The sequence below is a fragment of the Paenibacillus residui genome (genome assembly GCF_042677205.1).
In the GTDB taxonomy this organism is placed as follows: domain Bacteria; phylum Bacillota; class Bacilli; order Paenibacillales; family NBRC-103111; genus Paenibacillus_L; species Paenibacillus_L residui.
Window position 1 is genome coordinate 1 of record NZ_JBHTIU010000022.1, and the last position, 18241, is coordinate 18241.

The following is an 18241-nucleotide window of genomic DNA, read 5'->3' on the forward strand; positions in this document are numbered from 1 at the left end:
TGGTCGCCTCCCTAAGAAATACAATAATATATTGTAGGGTAGGACTCCAGTTTCGTTAGGGGGCCGTGGAGCTTTTGCCAGCTCTTCGAAGCAACTCGAGCGCGTCGCCCATATTTCTACAGGACTGTTTAACAACCTTTTTAATATAGTATATGGATTGCTAAGAACCAGAAGGAGGATCCACATGAAGATCAGCCTGGAATATAAAAAACCCGGGAAACTGTTGAATCCGGGGAGCGGCTTTCTGCAGGGGTATTCGCATACGTTGAACCCTTATACCGGCTGTTCCTTTGCCTGTTCCTACTGCTATGTCCGGAGGATGCCCGTCGGCTTGTTTCGGGACCAGGAATGGGGGACCTGGGTCGATATCAAAAGCGGTGCCCGGGAACAGCTCCTGAAGGAACTGCGCAATGCCAAGCGCAAAGGCCCGGTTACGATCTTCATGTCCTCCAGTACAGACCCGTATCAGCCTGTGGAGTATAAAGAGAAGGTCACTCGTTCGCTGCTGGAGGCGATGACGGAAGAGGCGGAGGCGCAGCCGGACTTCCTGTTCGTGCAGACCCGCAGTCCGCTGGTGACGAGGGATATCGATTTGTTCGAGAAATTGCGGGACAAAATTCGGATCAGCGTAACGATAGAGACGGATCTCGACCAAGTGCGCAAAGTTTTCTCGCCCTACGCGCCGCCGATCCAGGCGAGGCTTAAAGCGCTGCGGGAGCTGACGGAGGCCGGCCTTCCCACCCAAGCGGCGGTAGCCCCTGTCCTGCCCTCCAGCGACAAGTTCCCCTCTTTGTTGAAAGCAGCTACAGATAGAGTATGCATCGATGATTATTTCATGGGGGACGGCAGCGGGGGCAAACGGACGAAGCAGCTTGGTTTGCGCTCCCTGTACGAAGGAATGGGATACGAGGACTGGTATCATCCTGAGGCTTATTTGCAAGTGGCCAATGCCATGGGAGTCGTATTCGCTCCGGAGCAGCTTAAGATCAGCCGAGATGGCTTCATGCCTTTTTAACCGGAAAGGGAAAGACAAGACAGCGATCAGCTTCCGTCTTTTTCAGATATCTGCGTGATGGTTGAAAATATCCCCTCCAAATAAGCATTCTTCTGAAATCGGTTTATTGCTACAAGCTTGCAGCTTATCATTTTTCAAGGAAGATTTCTTTCTAAATTTCCCGGCAAGAAGTCTCCATCAAAACAACCAATCACGAAGGATGAGCACCCAGCCGAAAATGGACATCCACAGCGGGATACTGAACAGCACGCCCCAGAACAAACCGGTGAGTCCCGTCTCTCTATCTTCCATTCTGCATCGCCCCTTTGCCGTAGTATATGCTCCGGCGGCACAGAAGGGTGAGCCCCCGACAAGGGAGACAGGCTTTTAGCTGCACAGCCGATAGTATCCATTGTTTACCGGCTAAGAGCCTTTTAATCACAGCCAGCTTCTATAGGGACGGGACCTCTGTTCTTTTGAGGGAACCTGTCAAGCAACCTATCCTCCAATCAAAAACATAAAAAACCGTCCGATATCCTCGAACGGTTCCTTTTGCAATCCTTCACATCGACTCGAATCGTCAGCTCGGTTCCAGCTTTTTTCGCATCGATCAGATACGCCATCCGCCTGCTTACTGCTCCTGGTAGCGCTTATAAGCGGCTTCGTAAATGGCCATATACCGGTCGAGCCCCATCTTTTCCATGTTCTTGACGTAATCGTCCCATTGCGAGAACGGTGCGGCGCCGGAAATAAATTTATCCCTCATTTCGTCAATAAACACGTGAAGATCGGATTGAATGGTAGTCAGCTCATCCTGCTCCTCCGACGTAAAGTTAAAAGCAGGCCAGATTTCCTCGTCTTTAAGCGTATAAGGCATGGCTTTCTGCGTATTTTCTATCGAGGACGGGCGTCCTTCCGCCCCTTTGAAAAACTTCTGCTTAATAATACCGGGATAATAGCCCCCCGGCCAGATCAAATACTGGCTGACCGCCTGGTCCAGATTAAGCCCTTTCGGATTGTTGATAATTTCGTCTGTATATTCGACCTCTCCGTTCGGCATTTCTTTATAGGTGATATCCTTGAAGCCCATGAAGAACATCTTCGCTCCCTCGTCGCTGTAGAAGAAATCAAGCCAGCGAACTGCGGCCTCCGGGTTCTGGTTTTTGTCGGTGATGATGAACTGGCCCAGGTTACCCAGCGGTGAGCCGATGGCCGTATTTTTCTGATCCCCGTGTGGCCCTTTGAGCACAGGCATTCCGATATAGCCCTTCTGGTTGAAAATGGACTCCGGATTCACGTTCGAAACGAACCCGTAAACCCCTTCCGATGCCCGGGCCGTGAACTCCGCCGTTTTTATCGAAAAGATTTCCTTATCTATCAATCCTTCGCCGTACAGCTTGTTGGCGAACTCCAGAATTTCCTTATAACGGGGATGCGCCGGGATAAAACGCAGCTTCTTCGTCTCCGGGTCTTCATCCACATGCCCGTTCGCGGTTCCATGAGTGTTCAGCCCGTACGAACCTTTCAGAAAGTCCAATAGCTGGGTAATACCTACGGCCCCATAAGGAATTTCATCCGCCTGGCCATTTCCGTTCGGGTCTCCCTCCTTGATCTGTTTCAGAACATGATAAAATTCATCCGGAGTCGTCGGCTCCTGAAGCCCCAACTTATCCAGCCACTCCTTCTTCATCCAGGGCGTACGGGTCCGCACGGACATGAATTCCGGATCGCGAATGGTGGGGAAAGAGTAAATATTCCCGTCCGGCATCGTAATCCCTTTCTTGACGACGGGGTAATCGTCCATCAGCTTCTTGAAATTGGGGGCATACTTCTCAATCAGGTCGTTAAGCGGAATGAACACCCCTTCCCCGCCATACCGGATCAAATCCGCCTTACCTACCGCCGTAGCGTACAATATCTCCGGATAATCCCCTCCGGCCAACAGGAGATTGCGCTTCTCCGCCAACGTATCGACCTGCACAGTCTCCCATTCCATGTGGATATTCGTCATTTTTTCGTATTCCTGCCACAGCATCAGATTGCTCCAATCCGCAGAGGCGAAGAATTTGCCGGCGAACCCCTTCATCGTTATCTTTTCCTTAACTATGGGCATTCCGGAGGGGTTCAAATTCTCCAGCACGCTTTCGTCTCTAACCGCCCCTCCCCCTCCTCCGCAGCCCGCAAGCAAAGTGCCCGTGAGGACAACCATCCCGGTGCTCTTCATCAATCTTCTTTTTCTAACCATATACGCCTCCCTTTGGAATCGTCGATTCAGCTTAGCAGGCTTCTTCCTGATACGGACTTTCCTCGCAGACTTCATCATCTTCAGGACAGCGGGCTGAACAGGTTCCTATTTTTCGACATAAAGTAAGCGATTACATAATTACCTGAAAAATATTCGTCTTTCGACAAGCGTAAAGAGTCACGCATCCCCCCTAGCTTCTTTAATTTCATGGCAACAAAGGCGTTATTTTATGATTCAATATTCTGAATATTGCGCAAATAAATTGTAGGCAATAACCGCTCGGTCGTCAAGAGGCACTGGAACCATCTCCCGGGCGATTTACAATCCGCCGTTTGGTACTGTGATTATAGGCATCAAACATGCGGATTGCAGCTAAAGGATAAACGGCTATCGCCATCCTTTGGAAGGCGCGTTTATACTTTGCGGGGAGCCCCGGTTTTACAAATAAAAGGCCCCGGGCGCTGAGCCCCAAGGCCTCTAACTCTATAAGTTTATATCTCTGAATCCAATGGATATATTGGACGCTGCAGATATTGATAGGTAAAGTGCCGCAGATTAAAGCCGCAGCAGCCCGGGGTATCCACCTGCACGGTTCCGGCTGCGTACGAGCCGAAGGCTGTCTGCCAGGCGACGGCGGATTTCACGGCGATCAAGTCGAAATCCGCCGGATTCAGACCGATCGAAGCAACATGGCCCGGATCCCAAGGGGCGACTCTTTGCTCCGTCAAGACAAGAGTGACATTCCTTGTTTCGATCACTGCCGTGCGTCCCATGTCAGCCCATTGCCCGGTCATATAGGAGCCGATATGACGGTATTTGCCGTCAAACAACAGCCGGACTTTGCCTTGGACCGGAACCGGATCGCCATGGAATGAATCACTCTTTCCGCCGACCGCCGCTTCGAAGGAACCGCCGACTCCCGCTCGCAGGGCCAGACCGACCGCTTCCGCGTCGCAGATAACCATCAGGCTCTTCGCCGGTGTATCGAGCAGATGCCGCAGCAGATGAGTCGCGTCTCCCGGTGCCCCGCCGCCCACATTGTCCGAGCCTTCAATCAGGATGACCGGGCCCTTGGCCTCTAGCCGGATGGCTTGCCGAATGCTTTCCTCCGCAGGATAGCCTTCCACGGCGAATTCCTCTCGCCGCTCCTGCGCCAGCCGGCAGAGCTTCTCCGCGCACTGCCCGGCCCAGGCCGGGTCGTTGTCTGTCGTGACAACGAAGGTCAGTCCGGCGTCCTCGACATCGCTGTACGGAAACCCGCCGGCCACCGTCACATTGAGCACCCGTCGGTCCTTCTCCAGTTCGAAAGCCGCCTCCATAAGCTCCTTCATGAACCCCTCATGAGTCACCATCGCCTGGGGCGCGACCAACAGACGGGAATGCTTATATGCATGAACAGGCCGAATTTCCGACCGGATCATCCGTCCGAGCAGCCGGGTCGCCTCTACCGCCCGCTCATAAGCATCCACATGCGGGTAGGTATCGTAGCCGATGAGAATATCGGCATGCTCGACCATCTGCGGACTGATGTTGGCATGCAGATCCAGCGTGATGGCGATCGGAAGCTCCCGCCCCACTCTGTCCCGGACCCGTCTCAGCAGCTCTCCTTCTACGTCCCGACAGGCTTCGGAGACCATCGCGCCGTGCAGTATAACAATAAGGCCATCCACACCCTCCGGAATCGACCGGAGCACTTCCCCCGCCAGCTCCTCGAAGCACTCCGCCGTAACCATGCCGCTTGGGGTGGCCGCGACGTAAGCACCGGCGATCAGCTCCGCCTGCAGCTCCTTCGCTCCATCGATCACTCCCCCCATGGACGTGCGGGTATTCTCGTAGCGTTCCCGATAAGACTGCGTTCCCGCCACCCACTCGTTCAGAAAGTGATGCCGCTCCGTCCGGCCCGGCGCGAAGGAATTTGTTTCGTGAAACATGCCAATGACCCCGATTTTCACATGACATCCTCCTTTTTTTCCTGCCTCCGTCGGCTTTGCATAATCATCGGTCTCTCCATAATAATAAGAGCCCGGTATATTTCCGGTTTCTCCGGCCATCAGGAAGCGTCTGTTTTCTTCAACTCCCGTCTCTTCCCGGCGCGTATGCGGCACTCCATGGCGGTCGTCAGAACCCACGCCTCACTTCCAAAGCCGAACTATATTGCGGGCGGCATTGAACAGCAATTCTTCAGCATGGGTCATGGCCTGCTCCAGCGTCATCGGACGGTTGACAATCGAATGCATACTGTCAAAAGCGGAGTACAGCTCATCCAGATGATCGCCCAGGCTGCCCGACAGCAGCACCGTCTTCACTCCATACCGTTTGGCCAGTGAGGCCAGATAGAACGGTGCCTTGCCATGCAGCGTCTGCTCATCCGTCCGCCCCTCTCCAACGAACAGCCAATCGGCATCGGCCAGTAATGCCTCGATTTGGGCCGTCTCAGCAATTAATTGGGCCCCGGATTGCATCTTTCCGCCAAGGGCCAACAGAGCAAACCCTAAGCCGCCGGCTGCGCCGGCACCGGCAGCATTCTGCAGCCCGGGCCGTCCCAAGCTTTCTTCCACGGCCTGCGCATAGACTCGCATCCCCCGGTCCAGCTCCTCCACTTGTGCCGGAGCGGCTCCCTTCTGCGGACCGAACACGGCTGAGGCTCCGTCCGGACCGCATAGCGGATTGTCCACGTCGCAGGCTATGCGAAACTCCGCCTCCGCCAGCAGCGGGTGCAGGCCGCTGAAATCGACGGTGCTGACCTGATTCAGGTTGGCCGCTATAGGCGGGATCGGCTGGTCTGCCGCATCCAGACATTTTACCCCAAGGGCGCGAAGCATCCCTATTCCGCCATCGTTCGTAGCACTCCCTCCCAGCCCGATAATAAACCGGCGAACACCGCCTTCGAGCGCATGCAGGATACATTCACCTACGCCGTAGGATGTCGATTGGAGCGGATTCCTTCTATCCGCCGGAACGAAAGGCAGGCCGACCACGGCGGCAACCTCGATGACGGCCGTCTGCCCGTCTCCTATTCTTCCGTAAAAAGCGGAGACAGGCTCCCCGTAAGGCCCCCGCAACTGAAGCTCGATCCGCTCGCCACCGGTGCTGTGAAGCAAGGCTTCGACGGTACCTTCCCCGCCATCCGCGATAGGAATCACGTGAACCGCCGCATCGGGCATCTCCCGGAGAATCGCCCTGCGGATGGTGTCTCCGGCTTCCAGCGAGCTCATACTGCCTTTGAACGAATCCGGGGCAACGATAAATCGCATGCGGTAACTCCCTTTCCGTTATATAACACGTGAATGTAAAGCCTGCCAGAACGTGCAGAAGTGCAGGTCTTTGAAAGCATCTGCCCGAACGATCTAACGCTGCGGGCTACTGGCTACGCCGCGCGAGCTGCGGGGCCGCGGCCACGGAAGCACCGCGCTACCCCCACATGCCCCAGCACCTTCCCGGTGTCTCCACCGTGAAGGTCTGGATGTTGCCGGTGTCCGCGACGGTAACGTAGCACTGCCGACCATCCGGCCCGCCGAAGGTCAAATTGGTGCAATCGGTGCCCGCCAGCTTCACCTCGAGCAGCAATTCGCCTGCCGGGCTCAGCTTGGCTACGGTTCCTTTGCCATGGCGGGTGACATATAGATTGCCGTCCATATCGCAGCGCATTCCGTCCAGCCCGTAATCGGGGAACTGGAAGAACAGCCTTTTGCCGCTGACCTCCCCGGCTTCATTCAGATCATACGCCCATACGGTCCTCTGCACGGACTCGTTCACATACAGCACCCGCTCGTCGGGGCTGACCTCGATTCCATTCGTCGTCCCCATGCCTGCCTCCAGCAGCACGACGCTCCCGTCCGGGTCGATCCGCCACAACTGGCCCGTCTGCTCCGGCCAATTCGGATCGCTGGCGAAGAGGATGCCGCTCCGGGAAATCGCTATGTCGTTGGGCTGATTCATCCGGGGCTCCTGAGCATGGACCGTCAGCTTTTTCGTCGTCATATCGACTTTGAAAATATGGTGATGGACATAATCAGCAATGTACATCGTTCCTTCACGGTCAAACCGGATCCCGTTCCCGATACTGCCGCCCGGCAGCTCAAGGAAAACCTCTCCTTCACCATTAGGCTTCACCCGGCCAATCGTATGCTGCCGCTCATAATTAACGGCATAAATCCGGCCTTCGCGATCGCAAGCCGGACCCTCAATCCCGCTGGTAAAGGAATGGCGGGCGGTTAGCTCCTTGCTGATATAAAGCTCCATCTCTTAGCTCCTTTTCGAAGGGGCGTATGCGATAACATCCATTTCGATTAAATATTTCCCGATACCGCTGACCACCGTCGTACGGGTAGGGTACGGAGCCTGGAACATCTGTGCATATACTTCATTAAATGCAGGAATCAGATTCCCATCGCTCAGATGCACATTCGCTTTGATCACGTGGTCCAGCGTCAGCCCGGCCTCCTGCAAAATCAGCTCCACATTGCGAATGCAGCGGGCGGTCTGCTCTTCAATCGTCTCCCCCGCCAATTCCAGCGTTTCCGGGTCTACCCCTACCTGTCCGGATACATACACGAAGTCCCCCGCTTTAACCGCATGGGAGAAAGGAAGCGGAAACTGGGGAGCTTTAGAGACATGAATTGTTTTCGACATAAATGATCACTCCTGTTAAGTAATTTTGCCGCGGGCGTCGATCGTCAGAATCGATTCGACCCTGCCGTTCCGCAGGCCGTACACCCGGTCATGCATATTGGTCGTGGTGCAGCAATGGTTCGGGATGAAGAACAGGCGCTGCCCGATTTCATAAACGGCTTCATCCGGGACCCGCACATTGCCGTGCTCCTCGCTTAATCTTTCGAGATAAACGCCGGGATTCCCCTTAACGATTCCATATCCCGGGCGGTGCGGATTGGTATCGCCGCTGAAGGTTTTGGAGCCTCCGTCGACGATGACCGTTCCGGGACGAGGCGCGCTGACGACCGTCGTCATGACACTCATGGCGCAGCCGGATTCATCGATAATTCCGGTCGACAGCTGAGTGCCGTCTCCGAATACATAGGAGCCGGGGCGTATTTCCGTCACGCCGGTTTGTTCCCCGACATAGACCGAAGTTGGCGTGGAGCCGACGCTGATTTCCGGGACATCGATGCCTTCCTGCGCGAGCCACTCCTTGGTCTGCACCAGCAGCTCCGCCTCCTGTCTTGCGGCAGCGCGCAAGTCCTCTGCGGTGGTTTTGCTGTAGGAATAGCCCCCGTGCGTCATGAGCGCTCTTACCTCGACCCCGGGAAGCTGGGCAATTTGCTTCACCAGCTCGCCGGTTTCCTCACCGGGCTCCAATCCGCAGCGATTCAAGCCGGTATTCACATCAACATACAGCGGAATTCTCCGCTTCATCGCTTCCCCCAATTCGGAAAGCCCCCGGGCTACATCGATATGGTCGACGCTCACCTTAATATCCGCGGTCTCCAGCAGCTTCGCCAGCCTCTGGAGCTTCTTCTTGCCGACGATCGGAAAGGCGATCAGGATGTCGCGGATTCCTCCCTCGACCATCACCTCGGCTTCGCCTAATTTGGCTACCGTAATCCCGCAAGCGCCGTACTTGATCTGCTGCTGGGCAATCCAGACCGACTTGTGCGTCTTCGTATGCGGCCGCAGCTTGACTCCGGCCTCTGCAGCTAACCGCGCCTTGTCCCGCAAATTCCGGTCCAGCACATCCAGATCAACCAGCACGGCGGGCGTCTCGATTTCCTCTAACGGAATAGGATGGAAATCTGTCATGTTATCGTCCCCTTTCCAATGCTCTGCCGGCGAACACTCCGGTGACCTGCTCTCCGCGAACGGCTACCTCGCCATTGACCAATACATAAGGAATGCCAACCGGGCCGCTGCGCGACTGCTGGTAAGTCGCCGTATCCGTCACCCTCCGCTCGTCGAAAATAACAAGATCGGCGGCATAGCCTTCCTTTAATACTCCGCGGTCGGCCAGGCCGAAACGGTCTGCGGGCACCTTCGTCATCCGGTTGACGAGCGTTTCCAGCCTGAAATCATACTCCCGGCAGAACCTTAACAGGCGCGGGAAGGTTCCGAATGCCCTCGGATGCGGGTTCTTCCCGAGCGGAATTCCGTCCGAGCCTACCATATAATAGGGCCGCGACAGCAGCTCCAGGCAATCCCGGTTGAAGCGGTCCCAAGCTTCCTGGCTGGCCTCCTCGAACATCCATTCCGGAGAATCGTGATAGCCTACCTGAAGCTTCTCCGCCAGCAGCAGGTCGCACAGCATGTCGGGGACCGATTGCCCCCTCTCCTCGGCGACTTCGCGGAAGCTTCGCCCGACATATTGCGAATGGTTAGGCAGATTCGTGAAGTATCCGCGCAGCGGAATCGTATTCTGCTCCATCCCTTCTATAAAACGCGGACGAAGCTTCGGGTCCGCCAGCCGCTCGAGAATGGCGTCGAAGCCTCCTTCGAAGCACCACAGCGGCAGCCAAATCACCACATATCCGCTTCCGGACGGATAAGGATACAGCTCCAGCGTCAGATCGACTCCCCGCTCATACGCAGCATCGATCGCCGCCATTACTTGCTGCACTTGGCCCGCCTTCTCCAGGTTCGTCCGGTAATGGGAGAAGTGCAGCTTCACCCCCGAACGCTCGGCAATCTCAATCGATTCCAGCACCGGGTCTATCGGCTCGCCGCGGAATACCGTCCGATAGTGGGTTACATAGACACTGTCGTTCGCCGCCGCTACCTTGCATAGTTCCACCATTTCTTCCGTGTCGGAATATGAACAGGGATAATAGCTCAATCCGGTGGAAAAGGCGACCGCTCCTTCCTTCAACCCTTGATCGAGAAGCTGCTTGGCCTTGGCCAGATGCTGGCCGGTCAGCGGCAAATCGCGCATTCCCAAGGTCTCCAGCCGCAGGGCGCCATGGGGAACCTGATACGCCGTGTTGATGGCAACCGTTCGGTCGAACTTCATCCGGTATTCCCGCACCGAAGACCAATCAAGCGGAATATCGGGCGCCCCGTTCAAGCCCGCCAGGAACTTGTAATTCATCAGCAAATTCTCCCTGCTGAGCGGAGCATACGACAACCCGTCCTGCCCCAACACCTCCGTAGTTATGCCCTGTGCCAAACCGGATGCATGCTGGCGGTCCCACAGCAGCATAAGGTCGGAATGCACATGAGTATCGATGAAGCCCGGCGCCGCGATCATTCCTTGGGCGTCAATCACTTCCCGGGCCGATTCCACCCCTTCCAGCCCGAGCCCGCTAACATCTGAGCTTCCCGGGCCGTTCGCGGCTCTGGCGCCCTCCCAAGCCTCCCGACTGTCTGCTGCTGATTCCTCTAGGTTCGACTGCCGGCTAATTCGGGCCAGCTTCCCATCCTTAATCGCAATCGATCCGCGAAACCGGTCGCCGCCGGTTCCGTCCACAATCGTTGCATTTTTAATGACAATATCCGCCTCCATACATAACCCCTCTCCTAGGCAGTAAATTCCGGACGTTTTGCGAAAACGTTCTCAACCGCCTTTAAAGTCTCTTCTGCTTCTTTATCCCCGTGTACGGCAGATACATACCATAACCCGTTCGGGCGGAGCAGGATTCCCTCATCCAGCATCAGCTCGGCAAAAAGACCGTATTTCGCCGCATCCCGGCGGCCGAACTGATCGAAATGCGCCACTTCCTGCTGATCGGTAAACATCATATGAAACACAGGCCCCGGCTGATTAACGACGCCGTTTACATTATATTTCTTCATCAGGGAGCGAATTCCCTCCGCCAGTTGTCCGGCGATCCGCTCCATTTGCCGATAGGCCGCCCCGTTGTCGCGCCCGAGCTCATCCAGAACCGCCATGGCCGCAGCGGTCGATACCGTATTGCCGTTTAAAGTTCCGAGATGGTCCACCCGGCCTTCGGCGACGAGGTTCATAATCTCGTTCTTGCCGGCCACCGCACTCAGCGCAATTCCGCCTGCCAGCGCCTTCCCCATCGTCATCAAATCCGGAGTGATGCCGAATCGTTCATGGGCTCCTCCCAGACCGAGGCGGAAGCCGGTAATGACCTCGTCGAAGATCAGAACGATGCCGTATTGTTCCGTCAGCTTCCGCATCGCTTCCAGATAGCCCTCCCGGGGAGAAATGCAGCCGGAATTGCACATGATCGGTTCGGTGATCACAGCGGCAATCTCCTCCCGCCGTTCCGTCAGCGTGCGTTCCAGCACATCGGGCTCGTTCCACGGCAGCAGAATGACGTCCTCCAGACTGTTGACGCTCTGCCCTCCCGTTCCCGGAACCGCCTCCCCGGCTGCGGACCCGGCCGCCTGGCTTTTCATATCCGCGCTCGGGAAGGAGGTAAAGATCGCATCGGACCAGCCATGGTAATGCCCGTGGAATCGGACCACCTTCTGCCGGCCCGTATAGGCTCTCGCCAGCCTGAGCGCCATCATTACCGCTTCGGTTCCCGAGCCGCTGAACACGACTTTATCCGCGCAGGGGAGAATCTCCGTAAGCCGCTTGGCCAAGGCGATCTCGCCTTCATGCTGGAGCCCGAAGGTATAGCCCTTCTGCATGGCTTGATATACTTTCTCATTCAGCAAAGGATGCGAATGCCCGAGAATCAGTGGACCATACGCCAGCAAATAATCGATGTACTCGTTGCCGTCTACATCGTATACACGCGCTCCCTTGCCGCCGGCTGCATAGAGCGGGGTCGGCTTCATGGCCGCCCTCAGGGAGCTGGCCACCCCTCCGGCCAAATATTGGTTTGCTTCTGCCAGCATCTGTCTGGATCTATCGGTTTTCATACGATTGAACCTCCTTAAGTGAATACGATTTTCTCACCCTTATTTGGGGATGTTATCCATTTATGCTCATCGTATCACGGAGGTCATTTTCTATCAAGAAAATTATTTTACATTAAGAAAATTATGAATCATCAAATCCTATACCCGCCATCTACTGTATAAAGAGAACCTGTTACGTAGGAGGCGGCATCCGACAGCAGGAAAGCCCCCACCTCGTTAATTTCCTCCGGTCGCCCGGTTCTGCGCAGCAAAGTATTATCCCGGATAAATTGCCGGGTTACCTCCGGCATTGCCTGCCACGCCTGCTCGGTATTAAAATCACCCGGCACAAGAGCATTGGCGCGAATTCCATCCTTCGCATAGTCGACGGCGATCACCCGGGTCATCTGGCTGACCCCCGCTTTGGCTGCGCCATAAGCCAGGCACGTCTTCTGGGGAAGGTGGCCCAGAATCGAGGAAGTATTCACGATGGACCCTCCCCCGCTTCGGATCATAAGGGGCAGCGAGTACTTGTTGACGAGGAATGTGCTTGTCAGCGTCCCGCGAATCGTCGCTTCCCATTCATCCAGGGCGAGCTCTAATGCCGGCTTGCGTACATGCGTGTAGCAGTTGTGATAAACCCCATCCAATCTGCCGAAATGCTCCTCTATTCGCGCAATGGCCTCCTGCACCTCATTTTCGCTGCAGGCATCCGATTGCATGAACAGGAAGCTATCAGCACCATAACTTTCAGCGGTTTGCTTCAGTTCCGGACAGCCTTCCAGGGGCAAGAGATCCGTTGCGGCCACCTTCGCTCCTCTCTCGAGAAACAGGGTGACAGCGGATTGCCCCAGCATCCCCAGAGCCCCCGTGATCCAAATTACTTTGCCTTCCAATTGTCTCTGCTTCATCCTACGCCCTCCCATCACAGATCCATAGATACGGTATAGAGAAATCTTCATTGCCGCCGGTACAAGTACCTGCGCCTTATTCGATACAGTTTCTCACCTAACTAACTCGAATTTCGCAGAGCGAAAATCGGCTTAAATGCATGATACAACTGAAAAAGCAGCGGATTAAATACAAAAGTTGAAAAATAGAAAAACACCACTTCGTTTGGTAAAGTGAGAGTGTCAAGCAATCACTACCATAAAGAAGAGGTGTCCTCTATATGATAGAGCAAATCGTACAGCCGAATCAACTTCCAAATGAAATTAAACCGGCTTTCAAAGAACTGAAAGTGCTGCAACACTTGAAAACAGCAAGGGGATACCCGTCACCATCTTCTTTGTACGCGATCGTTCATCCGGGCCGGTGAAGACATCACAAAGACGAGCAAAAATACATTAAAATCGTGCCTTTTTCCAAAAAGAAGGCGAAAGACGCTCAAATGTGCAGGTCTTTTTCACAAAATAGGGCCATTTCGCAAAAAATCGCTCCAAAGACGTGCATTATTGATCTAGAATCAGGTATGTGGCGACTTTTCTCCAAAAAGACGTGCACTATTGCTCTAGAATCAGGTACATCAAGGCTTATCTACCGAAATTAAGCTGCAAAAGTTGAGTAACCAAGCACGAACAGGCTCCGTGTAAGGCCCACGCATATTGTCCATCCGGTCAGCGGTTTCGCGCCCCCGACATGGTTCTACTGCTGGAACTGCAGCTTCGTGCTCAGCTCTCTGGACGCTTGGCGGACCCATTCGACTGCCCGGCCTCACAGCTCATCGTCCATCCGGTCAGCGGTTTCGCGCCCCCCGACATGGTCCTACTGCTGAAACTGCAGCTTCGTGCTCAGCTCCCTGGACGCTTGGCGGACCCATTCTGTCATTGGTTCCGCGCCCCCGACAAGGTCCTACTGCTGGAACTGCAGCTTCGTGCTCAGCTCTCTGGACACTTGGCGTACCCATTCGACTGCCCGGCTCCACAGCTCATCGTCCATCCGGACAGCGGTTTCGCGGCCCCACGACAAGGTTCTACTGCTGGAACTGCAGCTTCGTGCTCAGCTCCCTGGACGCTTGGCGGACCCATTCGATCGCCCGGCTCCACAGCTCATCGTCCATCCGGGCGGATGGAATCGAGATGCTTAAGGAAGCTACCAGCTGCTTCGAGGAATCATAGATTGGTCCTGCTACGCAACGCACCCCCTCAACGGCTTCTCCCTGGCTGAAGGACAGCCCGGCGGAACGGATTTCCTCCAGCTGGCTGAGCAGATCCCGGTAGCTGTGTATCGTGCTGCTTGTCAGGGCTCCCAGCTCTTCATCGGGATACAGCTTGCGGATTTCTTCCTGATCCAATGAGCTCAGGAACATCTTCCCCATGGCGGTTGCGTGCAGGGGCAGCTTCATTCCCAGGTGCGAAACGAACCGGACGGCGTGGGAGCTTTGCTTCTCCGCTATGTACAGAATGTTTCCCCCATCGCGAATCGCCAGGAAAACGGATTCATTCAAGTCGTCGACGATCTTCTGGGCCACCTGATGGAACTCGGCGGACAGGCTGGTGTTCTGCAAATACTTGGAGCCGATTTCAAACAGTTTGTAGCCCAAATAGAAGGCTCTCTCCTGCTTGTCGGTTTCCAAGTAGCCTCTTGCCTGCAAATTTTGCAAAATTTTGTAGGTGCTGCTCGCGGGCATCCCCAGCTTGCGCGAAATATCCATCAAGCTCATCGGCTCCTTCTCTTCCGCAAATAACTCGAAGATATCGAGGACCCGGTCGGCCGACTTGACGACGACTGGCTTTTCTTCTTTTTTCACAACATTTCCCCATTTCGAAAATCATTTTTCATACAAGAAATATTGTAATCCGTTTTCCGGCTGAACTCAATGTCCTTTGCGGCAAAACATAACCGCACAAAGTGACATATGGCCTTCCAAGTTAGTCCGTTCGCACCCTAACTGGGTGGAGTCTACTTTTCCTCTAGGCGTCATTCTGTCTGTCCGCGATCACCTGAGTTTCACAGCGTTAACCCTTGGCGGCTTTGGATTTGTAGCCTGTCTTAGATTTATCCAGTACTATGCGGGGCCCGGTAATTAAAAGCTGCAAATCTGCAGCCTTTTGTCCATATTGTTCCATATCCATATGCAAAGCCTGAAAAAATACATCTTTTTCTCGTTTTAAGGGTGATCAGACCGTTGAATACGAAAATTAGTGCACTTTCGCCGCCTTTTCTCCGGAGTGGTCCAAATCGAGCCAAAATTGATGTATTATCGCAGGAATTTTGTCCGCTCTAATGCATCTAAGCCTAATCAAGATCACCCCCGCCTGGACCAGCGTCTAAACCAACGCCAAAAGCGATCTTCCCTTCCTGCCCCTCCTTCAAAAATACGTTACTTTGCCGTGTACCCCTCGCAACTCCACAACGTGACGGGTGGCCTTCGAAGTTTATTCTGTCCGCACCTGCCCGGACCCGCGTCTAAACCAACGTCAAAAGCGGTCTCCCCTTCCTGCCCCTCCTTCAAAAAATACGTTACTTTGCCGTGTACCCCGCAACTCTTCCACAACGTGACCGATGGGCTTCGATGGAGCCCCGGGAAATCCCCCACGATAGTGACGCATGCCTTCGAAGCTTACTCCAAATACTTTGCAGAGTGCCCCAATGCCAAAAAAGGACAGCCGTCAATCACAGCTGTCCCTCGTGCTCACCCTGCTCCGGATTCGTTATGACTAATTTTAACATATGCGTCCGTCCATGAATGTCGAATTTTGTCAGCGATCCTCAGTAATTATTGGGGCAGCGATAGCCGGCCGGCCTGGATCAGATTCCGGTACTGAATGGGAGTCACTCCTTCGAGCTTTTTGAACTTGCGGATAAAATTGGTCGGATCAATATAACCGACCCGCTCTATAATCTCCCCCAAATTCATATCGGTCGTCCTCAGGAGCTCCTTCGCCTTCTCCATCCGGATTTGGTCGATATAGCGCATCAAGGAATCCCCGGTTTGGTTTTTGAAGAAGCGGGTCAGATAGGATGGGGAAAATCCGAATTCCCCAGCAATCTGCTCCAGGTTGATGGTATTATCATGATAATGCCGGTCCACATAGGCGACCAATTGATCTAACAAGGCTATATTTTTGCTTTCCTTATGCCGCTCCACGTACTCGCATACCCGGTCGCAGAATTCGATCATTTTATGCTCCAGCGCCTCTACCGTTTCAAACCGGGACACGAAAAAACGCTCCATCGCCAGATCCGCTGCCTCGATTTTCATATCCATTTCCAGCAAGGTTTTCATGACCGTGTTGATCATATCGAAGCCTATAAACTCGACCTTCTCAATCGATATAGGCTGGTTGACCATGCTGCTCATCATATCCCGGATGACGGTCTGGACCTCATCGCTATTCCCCTGCTTAATCGCTTTGACAAGAAGCTTCTCCGACTCCAACGGATACCAGATGATGCTTTCCTTCGACTTCTCGACTTCGCTATAGCAGATGACCTGATTGCCTCCCTTGACCAGCCGGCATCGGGCCGCATGGTCCGCCTGCGTCAAGGATTGGGGAAGCTTGGTGATATTATTGAACATCCCGCCGATTCCAACCGTGACGCCAACCTGGTAGTGCTGATTGGCAAACAGCCTTACCTTCGTCCCCAGGTCGGCCAAATCGTTAAGCTCGTCCAAGCCTTCGCGGATATTGAGCAGGATGACGATGCCCCGCCCTTCCTTGTATTCCGCCCCCCATCCGGCGCCCAGCCTTTGGGACAAATTCTCGGCCATCTGGATCAAGCTGTACTTGATTATATCCTGCATAGGCTTTGTATTCTCTCCGACAAACCGGTCGTAATTATCAATCAGCAGCAGCATAACGGCATAATGAGGGTACTCCGCAGGCCAATCCAGAGCTTCCCGGATTTCATCCCATTCTTCGGTGCTTTTCACCTTGCCCTCTACAAGTGACAGAACATAACTCGCCTTTAACAAACTGGCTTGGCTGTTCAGCTTCTCCAGCAGCCCTTGGTTCTCCCGGGTCACCTCGCCGATCGCTTTCGAAATCAGGCTGATTTCATCGGTTTTCCTCGGCCATTCCTTGATGATTCGTCTGTCGGCCAGCCCGCCGGCCAGCTTGAGAAGAGGCCGGTAATTCCGGATCGAGAAAGCAAGGGCCAGCAGCAAGCCCAGCAACAGGACAGCGACCACCGTGTAGTGAAAAATAGCGCGGGTTTCATTCACCTTCCCCAAAAATTGATCCGTCGGCATAACCGTAATATAGGACCAGCCATTGGTTTCGGATTTCAGTTGAACCATGGAGTAATCCGTTCGATTGACGGATACCGACTGGATGGCCTCACCGGATTCCGAAGGCGGGAACGCTTCGAGAATGCTGCCCGCCTGCTCTTCCGAAATGTTGGACAGCACTTTCGTTACGGGTCTGCCGTTCTCGTCCAGTATGAATGTAAATCCGCTGTAATCCTTGAGAACCTTGCTGATCATCGAATTCAATTCGTCTTCCTTGATGATAAACAGAACAACCCCATACCCTCGGCTGGCATCGACCGACAACGGATGCAGATAAAGCACATAACCGGAGGAAGGCGCCCCTCCGGCGGCCGCTTGCTCCACGGAACGGATCACGGGCTTCTCCAGGGAAGACAAGGTGGAGACGAACTCCTCCTTGCCCCACTGGCTAAACGGGTAGGCGAATCTAAAGAAATAATCGATGCTGTGAATGCCGCTTGCCGCATACATCGTGGAGGCCTGCCCATCTCCATAGTACAGAACGACTTCATGAACAAAGTCATTGGCCGACCGGTATTTTTTCAAATCCTGAACCGCCTGATAAGTTCCGTAACCGCCTTCGGCAACCATGAATGGGGTCAGCAGGGGATTGGCGGCAATTTGCAGAGCCATCCGGTTCATTTCACTCGTTCTTGTGTCCATCGCCTCTTTAATTTGGGTCAAGGTCGCAATGACCGAGCCCTCGACTTCCTCCCGCAGCACCGAAATAAAGGAACCGTATATGACGCTGCCGACGATAACCAGCAGCATCACGATCAGTAATATATAAGAAAACAAATACTGATAGAAGCGTCCGGACCATGAGGGCACGCGAAATATCCGTTTCAGAACCGCTCGCATCATGAGCGCTTTCCCCCTTTTTGCAGCCTGATATTGGTCTTCTGTTGACTAAGGTTATAGATGAGAGCAGGGATGGCCTAAAAACTTTTTACCAGATTATGTAAGCGTATACACATGTAAAAACACGGGCTACAACAGGTATAATACACCACGAATTTGTAACCCA

Annotated in this window: 12 protein-coding genes; 1 reads left to right on the top strand and 11 read right to left on the bottom strand. The window is 54.3% G+C overall.

The features are described 5' to 3' along the window. The first annotated feature begins 184 nt into the window (after positions 1 to 184). Positions 185 to 1015, top strand: coding sequence for an SPL family radical SAM protein (locus tag ACFQ03_RS05940; RefSeq protein WP_379286767.1), 831 nt, complete (start codon positions 185 to 187; stop codon positions 1013 to 1015). Positions 1016 to 1625: 610 nt separating this feature from the next. On the opposite strand, the gene ACFQ03_RS05945 is transcribed toward ACFQ03_RS05940, so the two are convergent. From ACFQ03_RS05945 to ACFQ03_RS05995, 11 genes are all read right to left on the bottom strand, one after another. Continuing rightward, a complete protein-coding gene (locus ACFQ03_RS05945; RefSeq protein ID WP_379286769.1) occupies positions 1626 to 3239 on the bottom strand; it encodes an extracellular solute-binding protein in 1614 nt (537 codons plus the stop codon). Between the two features lie 491 nt (positions 3240 to 3730). Beyond that, positions 3731 to 5368: a M81 family metallopeptidase gene (locus tag ACFQ03_RS05950; RefSeq protein WP_379286771.1), complete on the bottom strand. Its 1638-nt coding sequence runs from the start codon at positions 5366 to 5368 to the stop codon at positions 3731 to 3733. Between the two features lie 3 nt (positions 5369 to 5371). Continuing rightward, complete coding sequence (locus ACFQ03_RS05955) at positions 5372 to 6493, bottom strand: glycerate kinase (protein WP_144936405.1); 1122 nt, start codon at positions 6491 to 6493, stop codon at positions 5372 to 5374. Positions 6494 to 6650: 157 nt separating this feature from the next. Then, positions 6651 to 7481: an SMP-30/gluconolactonase/LRE family protein gene (locus ACFQ03_RS05960; protein ID WP_144936402.1), complete on the bottom strand. Its 831-nt coding sequence runs from the start codon at positions 7479 to 7481 to the stop codon at positions 6651 to 6653. A gap of 3 nt (positions 7482 to 7484) precedes the next feature. Beyond that, entirely contained in the window at positions 7485 to 7871 is a 387-nt protein-coding gene (locus ACFQ03_RS05965; RefSeq protein ID WP_144936399.1) for a RidA family protein, read from the bottom strand. A gap of 15 nt (positions 7872 to 7886) precedes the next feature. Next, the gene (locus ACFQ03_RS05970; RefSeq protein WP_144936396.1) at positions 7887 to 8996 is read right to left on the bottom strand and encodes an alanine racemase; all 1110 of its coding nucleotides are present in this window, start codon (positions 8994 to 8996) and stop codon (positions 7887 to 7889) included. Between the two features lies 1 nt (position 8997). Continuing rightward, positions 8998 to 10689: an N-acyl-D-amino-acid deacylase family protein gene (locus tag ACFQ03_RS05975; protein WP_379286774.1), complete on the bottom strand. Its 1692-nt coding sequence runs from the start codon at positions 10687 to 10689 to the stop codon at positions 8998 to 9000. A 14-nt stretch (positions 10690 to 10703) separates the two neighbouring features. Further along, entirely contained in the window at positions 10704 to 12023 is a 1320-nt protein-coding gene (locus ACFQ03_RS05980) for an aspartate aminotransferase family protein (RefSeq protein ID WP_150959510.1), read from the bottom strand. 131 nt (positions 12024 to 12154) lie between these two features. Next, a complete protein-coding gene (locus tag ACFQ03_RS05985) occupies positions 12155 to 12913 on the bottom strand; it encodes an SDR family NAD(P)-dependent oxidoreductase (protein WP_379286777.1) in 759 nt (252 codons plus the stop codon). A 1061-nt stretch (positions 12914 to 13974) separates the two neighbouring features. Further along, positions 13975 to 14751, bottom strand: a complete 777-nt coding sequence (locus tag ACFQ03_RS05990; RefSeq protein WP_260982064.1) for an IclR family transcriptional regulator — start codon at positions 14749 to 14751, stop codon at positions 13975 to 13977. A 969-nt stretch (positions 14752 to 15720) separates the two neighbouring features. Next, positions 15721 to 18078, bottom strand: a complete 2358-nt coding sequence (locus ACFQ03_RS05995; protein ID WP_379286780.1) for a helix-turn-helix domain-containing protein — start codon at positions 18076 to 18078, stop codon at positions 15721 to 15723. Between the last annotated feature and the right edge of the window lie 163 nt (positions 18079 to 18241).

Bases quoted from the DNA above. Each gene is read 5' to 3' on its own strand.
- ACFQ03_RS05965 (WP_144936399.1), bottom strand. From the start codon at position 7,871: ATGTCGAAAACAATTCATGTCTCTAAAGCTCCCCAGTTTCCGCTTCCT.
- ACFQ03_RS05940 (WP_379286767.1), top strand. From the start codon at position 185: ATGAAGATCAGCCTGGAATATAAAAAACCCGGGAAACTGTTGAATCCG.
- ACFQ03_RS05960 (WP_144936402.1), bottom strand. From the start codon at position 7,481: ATGGAGCTTTATATCAGCAAGGAGCTAACCGCCCGCCATTCCTTTACC.
- ACFQ03_RS05995 (WP_379286780.1), bottom strand. From the start codon at position 18,078: ATGATGCGAGCGGTTCTGAAACGGATATTTCGCGTGCCCTCATGGTCC.
- ACFQ03_RS05955 (WP_144936405.1), bottom strand. From the start codon at position 6,493: ATGCGATTTATCGTTGCCCCGGATTCGTTCAAAGGCAGTATGAGCTCG.
- ACFQ03_RS05985 (WP_379286777.1), bottom strand. From the start codon at position 12,913: ATGAAGCAGAGACAATTGGAAGGCAAAGTAATTTGGATCACGGGGGCT.
- ACFQ03_RS05980 (WP_150959510.1), bottom strand. From the start codon at position 12,023: ATGAAAACCGATAGATCCAGACAGATGCTGGCAGAAGCAAACCAATAT.
- ACFQ03_RS05945 (WP_379286769.1), bottom strand. From the start codon at position 3,239: ATGGTTAGAAAAAGAAGATTGATGAAGAGCACCGGGATGGTTGTCCTC.
- ACFQ03_RS05970 (WP_144936396.1), bottom strand. From the start codon at position 8,996: ATGACAGATTTCCATCCTATTCCGTTAGAGGAAATCGAGACGCCCGCC.
- ACFQ03_RS05975 (WP_379286774.1), bottom strand. From the start codon at position 10,689: ATGGAGGCGGATATTGTCATTAAAAATGCAACGATTGTGGACGGAACC.